Raw genomic sequence first — 15,803 nt, forward strand, 5'->3', positions numbered from 1 at the left:
ATTTACGGTCGATACGGCAATGCACAAAGCCGGTGCGTGAACCGCCGACGCGGCCATCCGCCGTCGCTCCTCGCGTGCCAGCGGCACGCGCAAACGTTACCCACCGCGCCATTCACTCGTCGCTGCAGCGCCGGTTGCCGCATGTCACAGGCATGTGCGTTGCGTCGGCGCATCTCGGTAATGAACCGCCCTTGGCAGCCCGCTGCGGAGGACTACACTAATCCTTAATGAGGTGCGGCTGGAGCCTGCGCCTTCAGGGAGACGCCGCCATGAATCGGCCGCTGAATCGCATCCTGCCGCGCGTGACCGGGAGTGCCTCGGTCTGGACGTGGATCAAGTGGTCCTTGCTGGCCGCGCTGGTGATCGCGATCGCGATCCTCGCGCGACTCGTGATGACCGAGATCGAGACGTCGCGCTTGCAGGCGCACTACCTGTCCGAGCTCACCCGCGACGTCGGCTACACCGTCGAGACCGGCGCAAGCGACCATATCCGCTTCCCTGCCAACGGGCCGTACGACCAGCGCCTCGGCTACTCGATGATTCCCGCGTTCCAGCAGCGCCTGCTCGCGCACGGCTTCGTCGTCGGCAAGCAGGGGCGCGATTCGCAACGCATGCTGTCGCTCGCCGATCACGGCCTGTTCCTGCCTTACGAAGAGAAAGACCAAGCCGGGCTGATGCTGTTCGACTCGACCGGCTCGCCGCTGTTCGCGACCGTGTTCCCGCAGCGCGTCTACGCCGACTTCGACACGGTGCCGCGTGTGGTCGCCGATTCGCTGCTGTTCATCGAGGATCGCTACCTGCTCGACGCGAACCAGCCGAACCGCAACCCGGCGATCGACTGGGGCCGCTTCAGCCGCGCGCTCGCCGACCAGGCGTTGCACGTCGTCAACCATCACCAGGCGCGCCCGGGCGGCAGCACGCTCGCGACTCAGATCGAGAAGTTCCGCCACTCGCCGGACGGCCGCACTGCGACGCCGCCGGAGAAGCTGCGGCAGATCGCGTCCGCGTCGGTCCTCGCGTACCTGAACGGTCCGCAGACGATGCTCGCGCGGCGCGCAATCCTGGTGCGCTACCTGAACTCGGTGCCGCTCGCCGCGCGGCCTCACGTGGGTGAAATCACCGGCATCGGCGACGGCCTCGCCGCGTGGTACGGCCGCGACTTCAACGACGTGAACCGGATCCTGTCCGCACCGACGACCGGCGACAACGTCGACGAACAGGGCAAGACGTTCCGCGAGGTGCTGTCGCTGATCATCGCTCAGCGCGCGCCGTCGTACTTCCTGAATCGCGGCTATCCGGCGCTGCAGAAGCTGACCGACAGCTACCTGCGGCTCCTGTCGAACGGCGGCGTGATCTCGCCCGCGCTGCGCGATGCGGCGCTCGCCGCCCAGATCGAGCGCAGCGCGCCGCCGGCGGCCGCGCGCGTGCAGTCGTTCGTGTCGCGCAAGGCCGTGTCGTCCGCGCGAGCTTCGTTGCTGTCGGCACTCGGGATGAACGACCTGTACCAGCTCGACCAGCTGGACCTGGAAGCCACCAGCACGCTCGACAACGGCGTGCAGCAGGCGGTCGCCGAGCGGCTCGCGCAGGCGTCGACCCGCGACGGTGCGCAAGCCGCCGGCCTGTACGGCTTCGAGATGCTCGCGCCGAAGGACGACCCGTCGCACCTCACGTACAGCTTCACGCTGTACGAGCACCGCAACGGCGCGAACATGCTGCGCGTGCAGACCGACAGCGTGAACCAGCCGTTCGACGTGAACCGGGGCGGCCGCATCAACCTCGGGTCGACCGCGAAGCTGCGCACGCTGATCACCTACCTCCAGATCGTCTCCGACCTGCATGCGCGCTACGGCAACCTGTCGAACGCGCAACTCGCGAAGGTGAAGCCGGATCCGATCGACGGGCTGTCGCGCTGGGCGCTCGATTACCTGTCGCATACGCGCGATCGCTCGCTGCAGGCGATGCTCGACGCAGCGGTCGAACGCAAGTATTCGGCGAGCCCCGACGTGTTCTACACGGGCGGCGGCGCGCAGGTGTTCTCGAACTTCGAGAAGTCGGACAACGGCCGCATCCTGACGCTGCATGCGGCGTTCGAGCACTCGGTCAACCTGGTGTTCGTGCGGCTGATGCGCGACATCGTCCATTACGAGATGCTGCAGGCGGCTGGCCCGTCGTCGTCGTGGCTCGGCGATCCGGAGCAGCGCAAGCATTATCTCGAGCAGTTCGTCGACGGCGAAAGCAAGGTCTACGTGAAGCGCTACTACACGCGCTACGCGGGCAAGGCGCCCGATGACGCGCTCGCGCTGATGCTGAAGGACGTGCGCAAGTCGCCGCCGAAGATCGCGACGGTGCTGCGCAGCGTCGCGCCGAACGAATCGCTCGCGTGGTTCAGCGCGCAGATGCGCGCGCAACTGAAGGGCACGCCGGCCGCGACGCTGTCGGACGACGATCTCGCCGCGCTCTACGCGAAATATGCGATCGACCGGTTCAACCTGAACGATCGCGGCTATATCGCGAGCGTCCACCCGCTCGCGCTGTGGACGCTCAACTACCTGCGCGCCCACCCGGACGCGCCGCTCGGCGACGTTCAGCGCGACAGCCGCGACGCGCGCTTCTACACGTATTCGTGGCTGTACAAGACGCGCTACCACGCGACCCAGGACAGGCGTATTCGCCACATGGTCGAGCTGCGCGCGTACGGGGAGATCACGAAAGCGTGGCGCGCCCTCGGCTACCCGTTCGCGGAAGTCACGCCGTCGTACGCGGCCGCGATCGGTGCATCGGGTGACCAGCCCGACGCGCTCGCGAAACTGATCGGCCTGATCGCGAACGGCGGCCAGAAGGCGCCGACCGAGACGATCACGCGCCTCGACTTCGCGAAGGGCACGCCGTACGAAACGCGCTTCGTGCGCGCGGCCGCGCAGCCGCAGCCGATGCTGTCGCCGGAGATCGTCAACGTCGCGCACACGCTGCTGCGCGACGTCGTGCTCAACGGCACCGCGCGGCGTCTCGCGGGCGGCTTCACGCTGCCCGACGGCAAGACGCTCGAGGTGTACGGCAAGACCGGGACGGGCGACCAGCGCTTCAACGTCTACGCGCGCGGCGCGCGGCTGATCGAGTCGCGCAAGGTCAATCGCAGCGGCACGTTCGTATTCGTGCTCGGCGACCGCTTCTTCGGTGTGCTGACGGCAACCGCGCACGAGCCGTACGCGGCACGCTACGACTTCACGAGCGCGATGGCGGTGCAGTTGCTGAAGTCGATGGCGCCGGCGCTCGCGCCGCTGATCGAGCGTCCTGTCACGGCGGGCACGCGCACGACGGGCCCCGCGCCGCAGGCGGAAATGCCGACGCCGCAAGCAGCGCCGGCCGAGCCTTCCTGACAGCGGCTCGCGCGCGTCGGCGGCGCCCCGGCCGGACGCCATTGGCGGCGACGGTTCAAGCGCGTACAGTAGCGCGCACTGCATCGCGCGCATTGTGCGGCAGCACCCTTCCCCATCCGTTCCGACCAAGAGGAAAACCGCCATGCTCGAACTGCGCCCCGGCTGCGAATGCTGCGACAAGGACCTGCCGCCCGATTCGCCGGACGCACGCATCTGTACCTTCGAATGCACGTTCTGCGCGCGCTGCGCGGACGACGTGCTGAAGGGCCGCTGCCCGAACTGCGGCGGCGATCTGGTGGTGCGACCGCGCCGCCCGGCGAGCCTGCTCGCGAAGTATCCGGCGTCGACGCAACGCGTGCTGAAACCGGGCGGCTGCGCGAACCACTGACGGCCTGCACAGCCCTCCCCGTCAGGACATCTCGATCCGCGCGCGCGTCACCGCGAGCAGCGACGCCATCGCGCGGCGCGCGCCATCCTCGTCGCGCACGCGAATCGCGTCGCTGACGGCCGTGTGCTCGGCAAGCGATGCGTTGAATACATGCGCGCGGCGCGCGTTCAGATGCAGCTGCGCCTCGAGCGTCCGATCGATGAGTGCGCCGAGCGGCACCAGCAGTTCGTTGCCGCCGGCCTCCAGCACGCTCAGGTGAAAGCGCAGGTCCGCGCGCACCCATTCGTCGACGTTGCGCGCGGCGGCCATCGCGCGCACCGCGTCGTCGATCGCGTCGAAAGCGCCCGGCCCGTGCGCGCGTGCGGCCAGCGCGGCCGCATGCGGCTCGATCATCTCGCGCATCTCCTGCAGCTTCAGCGCGAACGCCAGCGGCGGCGCGACGCGCGCGTACCAGTCGAGCAGGTCGGCGTCGAGCAGGTTCCACGCGCGGCGCGGCCGCACGCGCGTGCCGACCTTCGGCCGCGATTCGACCAGCCCCTTCGACGTCAGCGTGCGCAGCGCCTCGCGCAGCACCGTGCGGCTCACGCCGAACATCTCCATCAAGTCCGGCTCCCGTGGCAGCAGCGACTCGGGCGGATAGTCGCCGCGCAGGATCGCCGTCGCCAGCCGGAAGGCCGTCTGTCCATGCAGGTCGCGTTGAATGATCGTTCTCCAGTGACGGGCAAAACCGCGGCTGCCCACTATCTGCACAATAGTGCTATTAATACTATTTTTTATCGGGCTACGCTAGGATAAACGTCACGTATTCGACCGGCGCCGCATTCGCACGTCCGCGCCGGTCAACCCTGGAGACTCGCGACATGAAAATCACCCGCCTCGAAACCTTCGTCGTCCCGCCGCGCTGGCTGTTCCTCAAGATCGAAACCGACGAAGGGATCGTCGGCTGGGGCGAGCCGGTCGTCGAGGGTCGCGCGCACACGGTCGAAGCCGCCGTGCACGAACTCGCCGACTACCTGGTCGGCAAGGATCCGCTGCTGATCGAGGATCACTGGCAGGTGATGTACCGCGCCGGCTTCTATCGCGGCGGCCCGATCACGATGAGCGCGATCGCAGGCATCGACCAGGCGTTGTGGGACATCAAGGGCAAGCATCACGGCGTGCCCGTGCACGCGCTGCTCGGCGGCCAGGTGCGCGAGCGCATCAAGGTGTATTCGTGGATCGGCGGCGACCGGCCGAGCGACGTCGCGAACAACGCGCGCGCGGTGGTCGAGCGCGGCTTCAAGGCCGTGAAGATGAACGGCTCCGAGGAGCTGCAAATCGTCGACACCTACGACAAGGTCGAGCAGGTGATCGCGAACGTCGCGGCGGTGCGCGACGCGGTCGGCCCGCACGTCGGAATCGGCGTCGACTTCCACGGTCGCGTGCACAAGCCGATGGCAAAGGTGCTCGCGAAGGAGCTCGATCCGTACAAGCTGATGTTCATCGAGGAGCCGGTGCTGTCGGAGAACGCCGAAGCGCTGCGCGACATCGTCAACCAGACCAACACGCCGATCGCGCTCGGCGAGCGGCTCTACTCGCGCTGGGACTTCAAGCACATCCTCGCGAGCGGTTACGTCGACATCATCCAGCCTGATGCGTCGCACGCGGGCGGCATCACGGAGTGCCGCAAGATCGCGACGCTCGCGGAGAGCTACGATGTCGCGCTCGCATTGCACTGCCCGCTCGGGCCGATCGCGCTGGCAGCGTGCCTGCAGCTCGACGCGGTGAGCTACAACGCGTTCATCCAGGAACAGAGCCTCGGCATCCACTACAACCAGGGCAACGACCTGCTCGACTACCTGCGCAACCCCGAGGTGTTCCGCTACGAGGACGGCTTCGTCGCGATCCCGCAGGGCCCGGGGCTCGGCATCGACGTCAACGAGGAGAAGGTGCGCGAGATGGCGAAGACGGGGCATCGCTGGCGCAACCCGGTGTGGCGTCACGCCGACGGCAGCGTCGCCGAGTGGTGATGAGGGAGTGAGAGGAGGTGCGTTGCGCGGCGCGGATGCCGCGCAACGGCTTCGAGACGGCCGCCCGACAGGCGGCCGCTTTCGCATCTGGGCCATGCGACGCGCGGGCGCCCGGCCCGGCGCCGCGCCGCCTCGGCCGTCAGCCGAGCGCAGCGAACCCCGGCACGCAGAACGCGAGCACGGCGGCCGCGACGAACACGCCGATCATCGTCAGCGCCTCGAGATGCAGGATGTTGCGGAACGTATGCGCGTCTTCGGTCGATGCGGTACGGCGCAGGCGCGGCAGCGCGGAGAAGCGGTTCAGCCCGCCGAGCACGAGCGCGAGCGCGACGAGCAGCAGCTTGAGCAACAGCACGCGCCCCCACGTGCTGCCGTCGAGCGGCGCGAGCGAGCCGCCGAGCCCGCGCACCGCATTGAGCACGCCCGTGCCGAGCACGAACACGACCGCGATCACCGACGTACGCGACAGTTGCTGGCTGATCCGGATCAGCGCGCCGCGCGCGACCGATGAGCCGAGCACCGGCAGCACCGCGAGCCCGCCCGCAAGCACGAGGCCGCCCCACACTGCGGTCGCGAGCAGGTGCAGCGTCTGCACGCCGACCGCCGCGGACAGCGGGCCGGTGTCGGCCGCATGGCCGAGCGACGCCTTGCCGGCTGCGACCACGATCACCGCGAGCCACAGCACCGCGTGCGCGACCGGGCCTTCCGGCTTTGCCAGCGCGACGATCGCGAGCACGACGGCGCCGGCGAACGCGACGCTCCACGCGAAGCCCGTGTGCGTCTGCGCGAGCATGACGGGAATCGCGGCGAACGCGCCGCCGAGCCCCGCGCCGCTCATCGACGCGGCCTCGTACACCAGCCAGCCGAGATCGGCGAGCACCAGCGCCAGCGCCGCCGCGACCAGCGAATGTTGCGCGCGCAGCCATGCAGGATGCGCCGGCGCGACGACCGGCCGCGCACCGTCCTTGCCGAGCCACGCCTTCAGCAGCGCCGAGCCGACGGCCATCGCGAACGTCGCATCCATCAGCGCCGCCAGCGCGACCTGCCCGATCCACAAGCTGTCGATCCTCATCGCGCGCGCCCTCCGGAGAACGGCCGGCCTGCGGCGCGGCGGCAAGTGGAACGACAGCGGGAAAATGGCAACGGCACGGTAGCGAACGTCATCGATGAATCCGGAAACGGGAGAAATGACTGGATCTGCGGCGGAGGCGGCGCCGCGCGACCCGCGAGTGTACGGTCTTCGATGGTCAAAGCGCACGCCGGTTCACACGATCCATGCGCAAAGCGCGTCAAATTGTCGCAAGTCGCAAACAGGCAGGAACCGATGTCCTTTTGCCAAATAGCCGTCATTACCCATCGATGATAGAATGCCGCGTCGCAGCAGCCCGGCTGTCCTGCCGTCCATGCGCCGAGCCGATCGTAGCCCGGACAGGTCCCCGACGAATAAACATGGAGTCTCGTGTGTCTTCAAGACGCCTCTTCCGTCCGTTGCTTGCCGTTCTCCTGATCGGTGGCGCGGGCCTTATGAGCGCTGCCCAAGCGCAGACCAAGCCCACGGAGCAAGCGCACGCCCAGCAGGCGCCGCTCAAGGCACCCGACACGATGGCCGAGCGCGTGCGCGGCTGTACCGCATGCCATGGCGTTCACGGCCAGGGCACGGACAACGACTATTTCCCGCGGCTTGCAGGCAAGCCGGCCGAGTACCTGTACAACCAGCTCGTCAACTTCCGTGATGGCCGGCGCAAGTACCCGCCGATGAACTATCTGCTGACGTACCTGAACGACGATTACCTGAAGGAAATCGCCGAGCACTTCTCCGCCGAGCGCCCGCCGTACCCGACGCCGGCCAAGCCGACGCTGCCGGCTGCCACGCTCGCGCGCGGCAAGCAGCTCGTCACGCAAGGCGATCCGTCGCGCAAGCTGCCGGCCTGCGTGGCCTGCCACGGCGCGGGGCTGACCGGCATGCAGCCGGCGATCCCGGGCCTCGTCGGCCTGCACGCGGATTACCTGAGCGCACAGCTCGGCGCATGGCGCTCGGGCAACCGCCACGCGAAGGCACCGGATTGCATGCATGAAATCGCGTCGAAGCTGTCGGACGAAGACGTGACGGCCGTGACCGCATGGCTCGCCGCGCAACCGGCGCCCGCCAACCCCGTGCCGGCCCCGGCGCGTTCGATGAAGACTCCGCTCGCCTGCGGCAGCGAACCGCAATAAGGCAAGGGAGACAGACACAATGAAACGCAAGTCCCTGTTTGCACTCTCGGCCGTCGCGATCGTCGCGGCTGCCGCCCTCGTGCCGGTCCTGTGGCCGGGCAACGACACGCTGCACGGCAACGCCGCCGTCGCGGCCACGCCGGCCGACCAGGCCGCGCTGATCAAGAAGGGCGAATACCTCGCGCGCGTCGGCGACTGTATCGCGTGCCACACCGTGCGCGGCGGCAAGTCGTTCGCGGGCGGCCTGCCGATGGCGACGCCGTTCGGCACGATGTACACGCCGAACATCACGCCGGACGACAAGGACGGCATCGGCAAGTGGACGTCGGACGACTTCTACCGCGCGATGCACACCGGCCGTTCGAAAGATGGCAGCCTGCTCTACCCTGGCTTCCCGTTCGCGAGCTACACGAAGGTCACGCGCGCCGACTCGGACGCGATCTACGCGTACCTGCGTTCGGTCCCGCCGGTCTCGGTGCCGAGCCGTCCGCATGAACTGAAGTTCCCGTTCAACAACCGCAACCTGCTGATCGGCTGGCGCACGCTGTTCTTCAAGGAAGGCGAATACAAGCCGGATCCGACCAAGTCGGTCGAATGGAACCGCGGCGCGTACCTTGTCGAAGGCCTCGGCCACTGCTCGATGTGCCACACGTCGATCAACATGATGGGCGGCCCGGTGAATTCGGCGGCGTTCGCAGGCGGCCTGATCCCGCTGCAGAACTGGTATGCGCCGTCGCTGACGAACGACAAGGAACTCGGCCTCGGCGACTGGCACGTGCAGGAGCTATCGGACCTGCTGCAGGCCGGCGTGTCGAACAAGGGCGCGGTGTTCGGCCCGATGGCCGACGTCGTGCACAACAGCCTGCAGTACATGAGCGACGAGGATACGCGCGCGATGTCGACGTACCTGAAGTCGATCCCGCAGAAGGCTGAAGCGCCGAAGAACATGCAGTACGAGCCGTCGAAGCAATTCGGCAACGCGCTGTTCGACCAGGGCAAGAAGATCTACGCGGACAACTGCGCGACCTGCCACGCCGAAACCGGCGCGGGCAAGCCGCCGGCGTATCCGCCGCTCGCGGGCAACCATTCGATCGTGATGGAATCGGCGGTCAACCCGATCCGCATGGTGCTGAATGGCGGCTATCCGCCGAGCACGTTCAAGAATCCGCGTCCGTACGGGATGCCGCCGTTCGCGCAGTCGCTGTCGAACCAGGAAGTCGCGGCGGTCGTCACGTATATCCGGATGTCGTGGGGCAACAACGGTACGCCGATCTCGCCGCAACAGGTGAGCGACCTGCGTTCCGCGCCGCTTGACTAAATAACGCGCGACACACACGGGGGCGCGGCTGCGGGAAACCGCAGCCGCGCCCCTTTGCTTTTTGCGACGCCGTTCCCCGCGCGGGCCGCGCGAGGCGTCGCCGATCATAAAACTCAAGAGTGGTATCTATGTCTTTCGAATCTCTCGGCTTGGCCGAACCGCTCGTCAAGGCGGTCAACGAGCTCGGCTACACGTCGCCGACTCCCATCCAGCAGCAGGCGATCCCCGCCGTCCTCGGCGGCGGCGACCTGCTCGCCGGAGCACAGACCGGCACCGGCAAGACCGCCGGCTTCACGCTGCCGATCCTGCAGCGCCTGCACACGTTCTACGCCGAACATCGCGGCGCGAAGCGCGCGGTGCGCGCGCTGATCCTCACGCCGACGCGCGAACTCGCTGCCCAGGTCGAGGAAAGCGTGCGTGCATACAGCAAATACCTGAAGCTGCGCTCGACCGTGATGTTCGGCGGCGTCAGCATCAATCCGCAGATCGATGCGCTCAAGCGCGGCGTTGACATCGTCGTCGCGACGCCGGGGCGTCTGCTCGACCACATGCAGCAGAAGACGATCGACCTGTCGGATCTCGACATCCTCGTGCTCGACGAAGCCGACCGGATGCTCGACATGGGCTTCATCCACGACATCAAGCGCGTGCTCGCGAAGCTGCCGCCGCAGCGCCAGAACCTGCTGTTCTCGGCCACCTTCTCCGACGAGATCAAGTCGCTCGCCGACAGCCTGCTCGATTCGCCGGCACTTATCGAGGTCGCGCGTCGCAACACCACCGCCGAAAGCGTCGCGCAGAAGATCCACCCGGTCGACCGCGACCGCAAGCGCGAACTGCTCACGCACCTGATCCGCGAACACAACTGGTTCCAGGTGCTCGTGTTCACACGCACCAAGCACGGCGCGAACCGGCTCGCGGAGCAGCTGACGAAGGACGGCATCAGCGCGATGGCGATCCACGGCAACAAGAGCCAGTCGGCCCGCACGCGCGCGCTCGCGGAATTCAAGAACAGCACGCTGCAGGTGCTCGTCGCGACCGACATCGCCGCGCGCGGGATCGACATCGACCAGCTGCCGCACGTCGTCAACTTCGACCTGCCGAACGTGCCGGAAGATTACGTGCACCGTATCGGCCGTACGGGCCGCGCGGGCGCGACGGGCGAAGCCGTGTCGCTCGTGTGCGTCGACGAGAAGCAGCTGCTGCGCGACATCGAGCGGTTGATCAAGCGCGAGATTCCGCAGGAAGTGATCGCGGGCTTCGAACCCGATCCGAACGCGAAGCCGGAACCGATCCAGCAACGCCGCGGGCAGCAACCGCGTGGCGGCCACGGCGGCGGCGGCAATCGCCAGCCTCGTGCGGGCGGCTCCGGTCAGCCGGCCGCGAAGCGCGACGGCAATGCGCAGCCGAAGGCCGCGAAGGCGGCCAAACCGCGTACGGGCGGCGGCGCGAGCGGCAACGCCAGCGGCGGTGCCCGCCCGTCAGGCGGCAACGGCGCGCGTCCCGCGAACGGCAATGCCGCGCATGCGAACCGCAACCGTTCGTCGCGCAGCGGCCAACGCGGTCACTGAAGCCGCGCGGCCGCGCGCCGCAGGTGCTCGACCTGGCGCTGCCAGCGCGCGAGCACCTCGGCGCGCACCTGCCCTTCCAGCGCGAACGTGACACCCGTCGCGAGACGCGCATAGCCAACCCGCTGCGCATCGCCGTGTGCGATCGTCGCGGCGAACCCGGCCAGTCCGCCGAAGTCCCCTTCGAGCGGCTCGATCCTCAGTTGTGCCTGAAAAAATGCGCCGTCCGCGACGAGCGTCAACGCGGCCGCGCGCCGTTGCGCCAGCGCGCGCGCCGCGCGCGATTGCGGCCAGAGTGCGAACAGCAACGTGCGCGCGTCGCGTGCATGAATTTCGCCGACGCTGAGCAGCGTCGTGCGCAGCTGACCATCGTCGGTCGCGACGATCAGCGATGCGGCGAAATCGGCATGGCGTTCGAGCGCGGTGCCGTCGAACAGCGCAACGACGGCCGGCGGCCACGCGTCGAACGTCCATTGTTCGAGCGCGTGGCGATGGGAATCGGTCATGATGGCGGCCCCGGTGAAAAGCAGACGATGATGCCGAAGCATACGCGCGCCGCGGGGCCCGCGGTGACACTCAGCGCATGAACACGTGCCGCGTGATCTTCGTCAGCGGATAGTGGACACTCGGCTGGATCTTCGCGGGGAGGTCGAGCGGTTTGAGCAGCATCTTCACGCACATGTCGGCCGACAGGTTGCGCCGCACGAGCGAGCTGATGCGCGCGGCGCGCTCGCGATTGTATTGATCGTCGCCGACCCGCTCCGGGTAGCGGATCGCGAATACGTGGCGCAGCGCGATCTCGGAATCCTCGTTCTTGATTTCCAGCACGCGGCGCATCAGCGCGCCGAGCACCGCGAGCCGGCCGTTGCCTTCGAGCTTGTTGTACTTCTTGAAGAACTTGAAGAAGTGCTTGTAGTGACGCACCTCGTCCGTGCGGATGTTGTCGGTGATTTCCTTCAGCACGGGCTCGTCCGAGCATTCGTTGATCGCGCGATAGAGCGTGGCCGTGCCCGTCTCGACGACGCAGCGCGCGACCATCTCGAGCGCGCGGGTCTTCTCGAACGCTTCGACCGAGCACGTCTTCGAATATTCGGCGAAGAAATTCGCGAACGCGGTATCCCAGTCGAACTCGGGCCACACATGTGCGATGTACGCCTTCAGCGCGCGCCCGTGCTGCAGTTCCTCGTGCTCCCACGCATTGTTGAGCCACGCGGACACTTCCGGATCGTCGTTGAAGAATTCGCTCAGGTTGCTCGTGTAGAGATCCGAGCCGCTTTCGATGAACGACGACGCGCACAGCAACAGCAGCAGGTCCTCGTTCGCGGCCGCGCGCTGACGATCGATCCGGTTCAGGTCGATGTCCTCGATACGCCACGGCATGACATGCGTCGTTTCAGTAGGCATGGTGGTGCGCTCCCAGTCGTCGCACGGCCGGCCGGCCCGATCTTCGGCACAGGCCCGGCGCGCCCGCAGGCGACGTTTTGCTTGCATTTTTAGTGAGTTGGTCCGGCCGAACCATCCTGGCATCTTAGCCGGACTTTTATGTTCGTGCTTCAGAGCACTGACCATACCCGATGGGCGCAGTTCCGCCGCGTATGTTGCGGTTCGTTAGATGAGTTGTTCGAACCGGTTGCGCACGTTCGACGAGATGCGCCGCGCAAAGCAAAACGGGCGGCCCTCCGGCCGCCCGTCGAGCGCGACACTGGAAGCGTTCCGTCAGAAACCGGCCGCGAGACCGTCGCGACGGCCGTCGCTCGCGGCCACGTAGCCGCGCTCGGGATCGTCGCGGTCAAGGCGCCACACGAACTGCCCCGAGCCGAAATCCATGTAAGGATCGTCGATCGACTTGATCGTGTGACCGCGCGCGGCGAGCGCGTCGACCGTGTCGCGATTCATCGTCGATTCGACATCGAGCGTGAAGTCGCGATTGACCTTCCAGCGCGGCGCGTCGCACGCGGCCTGAGGCTGCTGCCGGTAGCCGAGCATTCGCACGACGGTCTGCAGATGGCCCTGCGGCTGCATGTCGCCGCCCATCACGCCGAAGCTCATCACGGCCTCGGTGCGGCCGTCGACATCCTCGGTGACGAACGCCGGAATGATCGTATGGAACGGCCGCTTGCCGCCCGCGACGACGTTCGGCGACGCCGGGTCCATCGAGAAGCCGTGCCCGCGGTTCTGCAACGCAATGCCCGTATCCGGCACGACGAGCCCCGAACCGAAACCCATGTAGTTCGACTGAATGAAGCTCACCATCATCCCGCGCTCGTCGGCCGCCGACAGATAGATCGTGCCGCCAGAATGTGGCCGGCCCGCAGCGAAGTGCGTCGCGCGTGCGCGATCGATCAGCTTCGCGCGTTCCGCGAGATACGCGTCGTCGAGCATCTGCGCGGGCGTCACGTCCATCGCGCGCGGATCGGCGACGTAGCGATAGACGTCCGCAAACGCGAGCTTCATCGCCTCGATCTGCAGGTGCTGCGAGTCGGCCGAATCGACCGGCCACTCGGCCACGCCCGCATGCTCGGCGATCCCGAGCGCGATCAGCGCGGCGATGCCCTGCCCGTTCGGCGGATTCTCGTGAATGGTGTGCCGGCCGAAGCGCTTGCCGATCGGCTCGACCCATTCCGGCCGGTACGCGCGCAGGTCGGCCTCGGTCAGCGCGCCGCCGCCTTCGCGCGCGAATGCCGCGATCTGCCCGGCGAGCGCGCCCTCGTAGAACGCGCGCGGACCGTCGTTCGCGAGGGTGCGCAGCGTCCGCGCGTGATCCGGCAGGCACATGCGCTCGCCGACGAGCGGCGCGCGCCCGCGCGGCATGAAGGTGTCAGCGAAGCCCGGCAGCCCCTGCAGCTCGGGCACTGCGGCCGCCCACTTGTGCGCGACGATCGGCGACACCGAATAGCCGCGCTCGGCGATCTCGATCGCCGGCTCGAGCAGGTCCGCGAACGGCAGCGAACCGAACTTCGCGTGCAGCGCTTCCCAGCCCGCGATCACGCCCGGCACCGTGACGGTGTCCCAGCCGCGCGTCGGCTTGTTCGCGATGCCGCGCGCGTTTGCGCCGTGGCGCCGGCGGAAGTAGTCCGGGTTCCACGCAGCCGGCGCGACGCCCGACGCATTCAGCCCGGACAGCCGCTCACCGTCCCACACGAGCGCGAACGCATCGCCGCCGAGCCCGCACGACACCGGCTCGACCACCGTGATCGCGGCGGCCGCGGCCAGCGCCGCATCGACGGCATTGCCGCCCTTCCACAGCATCCGCAGCCCGGCCTGCGCCGCGAGCGGGTGCGACGTCGACACGACGTTGCGCGCGAACACCGGAATGCGGGTCGTCGGATACGGGTTGTGCCAGTTGAAGCCAGTCATCGGTTCCACCTCGTCGAAAGCTCAATGAACGCGCCAGACGCACGACCGGCGCGCGCGGACGGTCCGCCATTGCAGCGCGATCCGCGCGATCGCGCAAATTCATTTGTGACATGAATCCATGTACTTTCCGCATGAATTCCGGACGGTGATGCGCCGCAAGCCGGTCGAACGCCCTTCCCGCCCTTACAATAGCCGCTCCGCTTCACGACCTGACCGCCGAGCCATGACCCGAGATCCCCGCCTCACCCTCAACGCGCGCCAGCAGGAACTGCTCGAATGGGTGCAGCGCGACGGCTTCGTGACCGTCGACGATCTCGCCGCCCACTTCGCGGTCACGCCGCAGACGATCCGCCGCGACGTGAACTGGCTCGCCGACCTGAACCTGCTGCGCCGCTACCACGGCGGCGCGAGCCTGCCGACCAGCTCGGAGAACGTGTCGTACACCGCGCGCCAGCGGATGTTCCACGACGAGAAGCGGCGCATTGCGGCGCTCGCCGCGTCGCACATCCCCGACCAGGCATCGCTGTTCATCAATCTCGGCACGACGACCGAGGAAGTCGCCCGCGCGCTGAATCGCCATCACGGCCTGCACGTGATCACGAACAACCTGAACGTCGCGTCGATGATGAGCGGCTACCCCGATTGCGAGGTGCTGATCACGGGCGGCATCGTGCGGCCGTGGGACAAGGGCATCGTCGGCGAACTCGCGATCGACTTCATCCGCCAGTTCAAGGTCGACTACGCGATCATCGGCACGTCGGCGATCGAGGCCGACGGCACGCTGCGCGACTTCGACACGCGCGAGGTGCGCGTGGCGGAGGCGATCATGCAGCATGCGCGCACGGTCTATCTCGTCGCCGATCACTCGAAGGTCGGCCGCCCGGCGCTGGTGCGCCAGGGACACCTGAGCCAGGTGCATGCGCTCTTCACCGACAAGCCGCTGCCACCCGAGATGGCCGACGCGGTGGCGAACGCCGGCACCCAGGTGTACGTCGCGGAATGATGCTTGCGTTGCTGCACCGCACCCAAAACTTCAAGTGAAATCAAGAAGTTGGCGCGCCGACTGAACCGCTTGCGGTACATCTGCCTGTCAAACTGAAAATTAACGGGGCACGATTTGTCGTTGCCCGCGCGTTCGACTAGACTCCAGTTCCCCGGCCCGTTCGCCCGTTACGCCCGTGCCAAGGCGTGTGCGAATCCCAAGGCCGGCGAATACAGCTTTCCCCCCAAGCCATACCCCGTGGGGTATCGCGCACCGGTGTTCGCGCCGGTCGCGCGGGCAGACCGATTGCCATGGAGAGAACGATGCTGAGTCCGCATGAATTCGCCACGCTACTGCTTGTGAAGGACGCCCCTGACCAGGGCGACATGGATCGGGACGAACTCGACGCGCTGCTCGAACAGCAGCTCGTACGGCTGGAAGGGCTGGGATCGGGACGCAAATACTGCGTGACCGAGACCGGCGACGCCGCACTGCGATCCATCAAATACCGCTATTCGTGAAGCCCCGCTGTTCCTGACCTGAGCGCGCCGGCCGGATTTCCGGCCGCGCCGCTTTTCCGGTTTTCCCGCCTC

At 67.5% G+C, this 15,803-nt stretch carries 13 protein-coding genes; 8 read left to right on the forward strand and 5 right to left on the reverse strand.

The genetic code is table 11. The annotated features are described in order from the left end of the window. Positions 1-269 precede the first annotated feature (269 nt). The gene (locus WI26_RS12885) at positions 270-3,377 is read left to right on the forward strand and encodes a biosynthetic peptidoglycan transglycosylase (protein ID WP_069226115.1); all 3,108 of its coding nucleotides are present in this window, start codon (positions 270-272) and stop codon (positions 3,375-3,377) included. A 142-nt stretch (positions 3,378-3,519) separates the two neighbouring features. Continuing rightward, positions 3,520-3,765: a DUF1272 domain-containing protein gene (locus WI26_RS12890; RefSeq protein WP_059465727.1), complete on the forward strand. Its 246-nt coding sequence runs from the start codon at positions 3,520-3,522 to the stop codon at positions 3,763-3,765. 21 nt (positions 3,766-3,786) lie between these two features. On the opposite strand, the gene WI26_RS12895 is transcribed toward WI26_RS12890, so the two are convergent. Then, positions 3,787-4,419, reverse strand: coding sequence for a FadR/GntR family transcriptional regulator (locus tag WI26_RS12895; RefSeq protein WP_420480784.1), 633 nt, complete (start codon positions 4,417-4,419; stop codon positions 3,787-3,789). Positions 4,420-4,625: 206 nt separating this feature from the next. Between WI26_RS12895 and dgoD the strand changes: the two genes are divergently transcribed. Continuing rightward, positions 4,626-5,774, forward strand: coding sequence for a galactonate dehydratase (dgoD, locus tag WI26_RS12900; protein ID WP_069226117.1), 1,149 nt, complete (start codon positions 4,626-4,628; stop codon positions 5,772-5,774). A gap of 139 nt (positions 5,775-5,913) precedes the next feature. Here the strand turns inward: dgoD and WI26_RS12905 are convergent, their stop codons facing one another. Continuing rightward, entirely contained in the window at positions 5,914-6,846 is a 933-nt protein-coding gene (locus tag WI26_RS12905) for a CopD family protein (RefSeq protein ID WP_069226118.1), read from the reverse strand. Between the two features lie 377 nt (positions 6,847-7,223). Here WI26_RS12905 and WI26_RS12910 point away from each other — a divergent pair, with 377 nt between their 5' ends. From WI26_RS12910 to WI26_RS12920, 3 genes are all read left to right on the forward strand, one after another. Further along, complete coding sequence (locus WI26_RS12910) at positions 7,224-7,988, forward strand: c-type cytochrome (protein ID WP_059447825.1); 765 nt, start codon at positions 7,224-7,226, stop codon at positions 7,986-7,988. A gap of 19 nt (positions 7,989-8,007) precedes the next feature. Beyond that, complete coding sequence (locus WI26_RS12915; RefSeq protein ID WP_059465730.1) at positions 8,008-9,306, forward strand: c-type cytochrome; 1,299 nt, start codon at positions 8,008-8,010, stop codon at positions 9,304-9,306. 128 nt (positions 9,307-9,434) lie between these two features. Next, positions 9,435-10,874, forward strand: coding sequence for a DEAD/DEAH box helicase (locus tag WI26_RS12920; protein ID WP_069226119.1), 1,440 nt, complete (start codon positions 9,435-9,437; stop codon positions 10,872-10,874). Here the strand turns inward: WI26_RS12920 and WI26_RS12925 are convergent. From WI26_RS12925 to WI26_RS12935, 3 genes are all read right to left on the reverse strand, one after another. Then, positions 10,868-11,377 carry a hypothetical protein gene (locus WI26_RS12925; protein ID WP_069226120.1) on the reverse strand — a complete coding sequence of 170 codons (510 nt, stop codon included), beginning with the start codon at positions 11,375-11,377 and terminating at the stop codon, positions 10,868-10,870. The two genes, WI26_RS12920 and WI26_RS12925, sit on opposite strands and share 7 nt — an antisense overlap. Before the next feature lie 70 nt (positions 11,378-11,447). Next, entirely contained in the window at positions 11,448-12,275 is an 828-nt protein-coding gene (locus tag WI26_RS12930) for a ferritin-like domain-containing protein (RefSeq protein WP_059465733.1), read from the reverse strand. A 312-nt stretch (positions 12,276-12,587) separates the two neighbouring features. Continuing rightward, positions 12,588-14,228 carry a gamma-glutamyltransferase family protein gene (locus WI26_RS12935; RefSeq protein WP_069226121.1) on the reverse strand — a complete coding sequence of 547 codons (1,641 nt, stop codon included), beginning with the start codon at positions 14,226-14,228 and terminating at the stop codon, positions 12,588-12,590. 223 nt (positions 14,229-14,451) lie between these two features. On the opposite strand from WI26_RS12935, the gene WI26_RS12940 reads away from it, so the two are divergent. After that, positions 14,452-15,231 carry a DeoR/GlpR family DNA-binding transcription regulator gene (locus tag WI26_RS12940; RefSeq protein WP_044846783.1) on the forward strand — a complete coding sequence of 260 codons (780 nt, stop codon included), beginning with the start codon at positions 14,452-14,454 and terminating at the stop codon, positions 15,229-15,231. 302 nt (positions 15,232-15,533) lie between these two features. After that, positions 15,534-15,731, forward strand: a complete 198-nt coding sequence (locus tag WI26_RS12945) for a hypothetical protein (protein ID WP_040144790.1) — start codon at positions 15,534-15,536, stop codon at positions 15,729-15,731. Positions 15,732-15,803 lie beyond the last annotated feature (72 nt).

Origin of the sequence: Burkholderia diffusa (assembly GCF_001718315.1) — a bacterium.
GTDB lineage: Bacteria > Pseudomonadota > Gammaproteobacteria > Burkholderiales > Burkholderiaceae > Burkholderia > Burkholderia diffusa_B.

Coding starts and splice junctions, on each gene's coding strand:
- WI26_RS12935 (WP_069226121.1), bottom strand. CDS start 14,228: ATGACTGGCTTCAACTGGCACAACCCGTATCCGACGACCCGCATTCCG.
- WI26_RS12890 (WP_059465727.1), top strand. CDS start 3,520: ATGCTCGAACTGCGCCCCGGCTGCGAATGCTGCGACAAGGACCTGCCG.
- WI26_RS12910 (WP_059447825.1), top strand. CDS start 7,224: ATGGAGTCTCGTGTGTCTTCAAGACGCCTCTTCCGTCCGTTGCTTGCC.
- WI26_RS12885 (WP_069226115.1), top strand. CDS start 270: ATGAATCGGCCGCTGAATCGCATCCTGCCGCGCGTGACCGGGAGTGCC.
- dgoD (WP_069226117.1), top strand. CDS start 4,626: ATGAAAATCACCCGCCTCGAAACCTTCGTCGTCCCGCCGCGCTGGCTG.
- WI26_RS12940 (WP_044846783.1), top strand. CDS start 14,452: ATGACCCGAGATCCCCGCCTCACCCTCAACGCGCGCCAGCAGGAACTG.
- WI26_RS12920 (WP_069226119.1), top strand. CDS start 9,435: ATGTCTTTCGAATCTCTCGGCTTGGCCGAACCGCTCGTCAAGGCGGTC.
- WI26_RS12945 (WP_040144790.1), top strand. CDS start 15,534: ATGCTGAGTCCGCATGAATTCGCCACGCTACTGCTTGTGAAGGACGCC.
- WI26_RS12915 (WP_059465730.1), top strand. CDS start 8,008: ATGAAACGCAAGTCCCTGTTTGCACTCTCGGCCGTCGCGATCGTCGCG.
- WI26_RS12905 (WP_069226118.1), bottom strand. CDS start 6,846: ATGAGGATCGACAGCTTGTGGATCGGGCAGGTCGCGCTGGCGGCGCTG.
- WI26_RS12925 (WP_069226120.1), bottom strand. CDS start 11,377: ATGACCGATTCCCATCGCCACGCGCTCGAACAATGGACGTTCGACGCG.
- WI26_RS12930 (WP_059465733.1), bottom strand. CDS start 12,275: ATGCCTACTGAAACGACGCATGTCATGCCGTGGCGTATCGAGGACATC.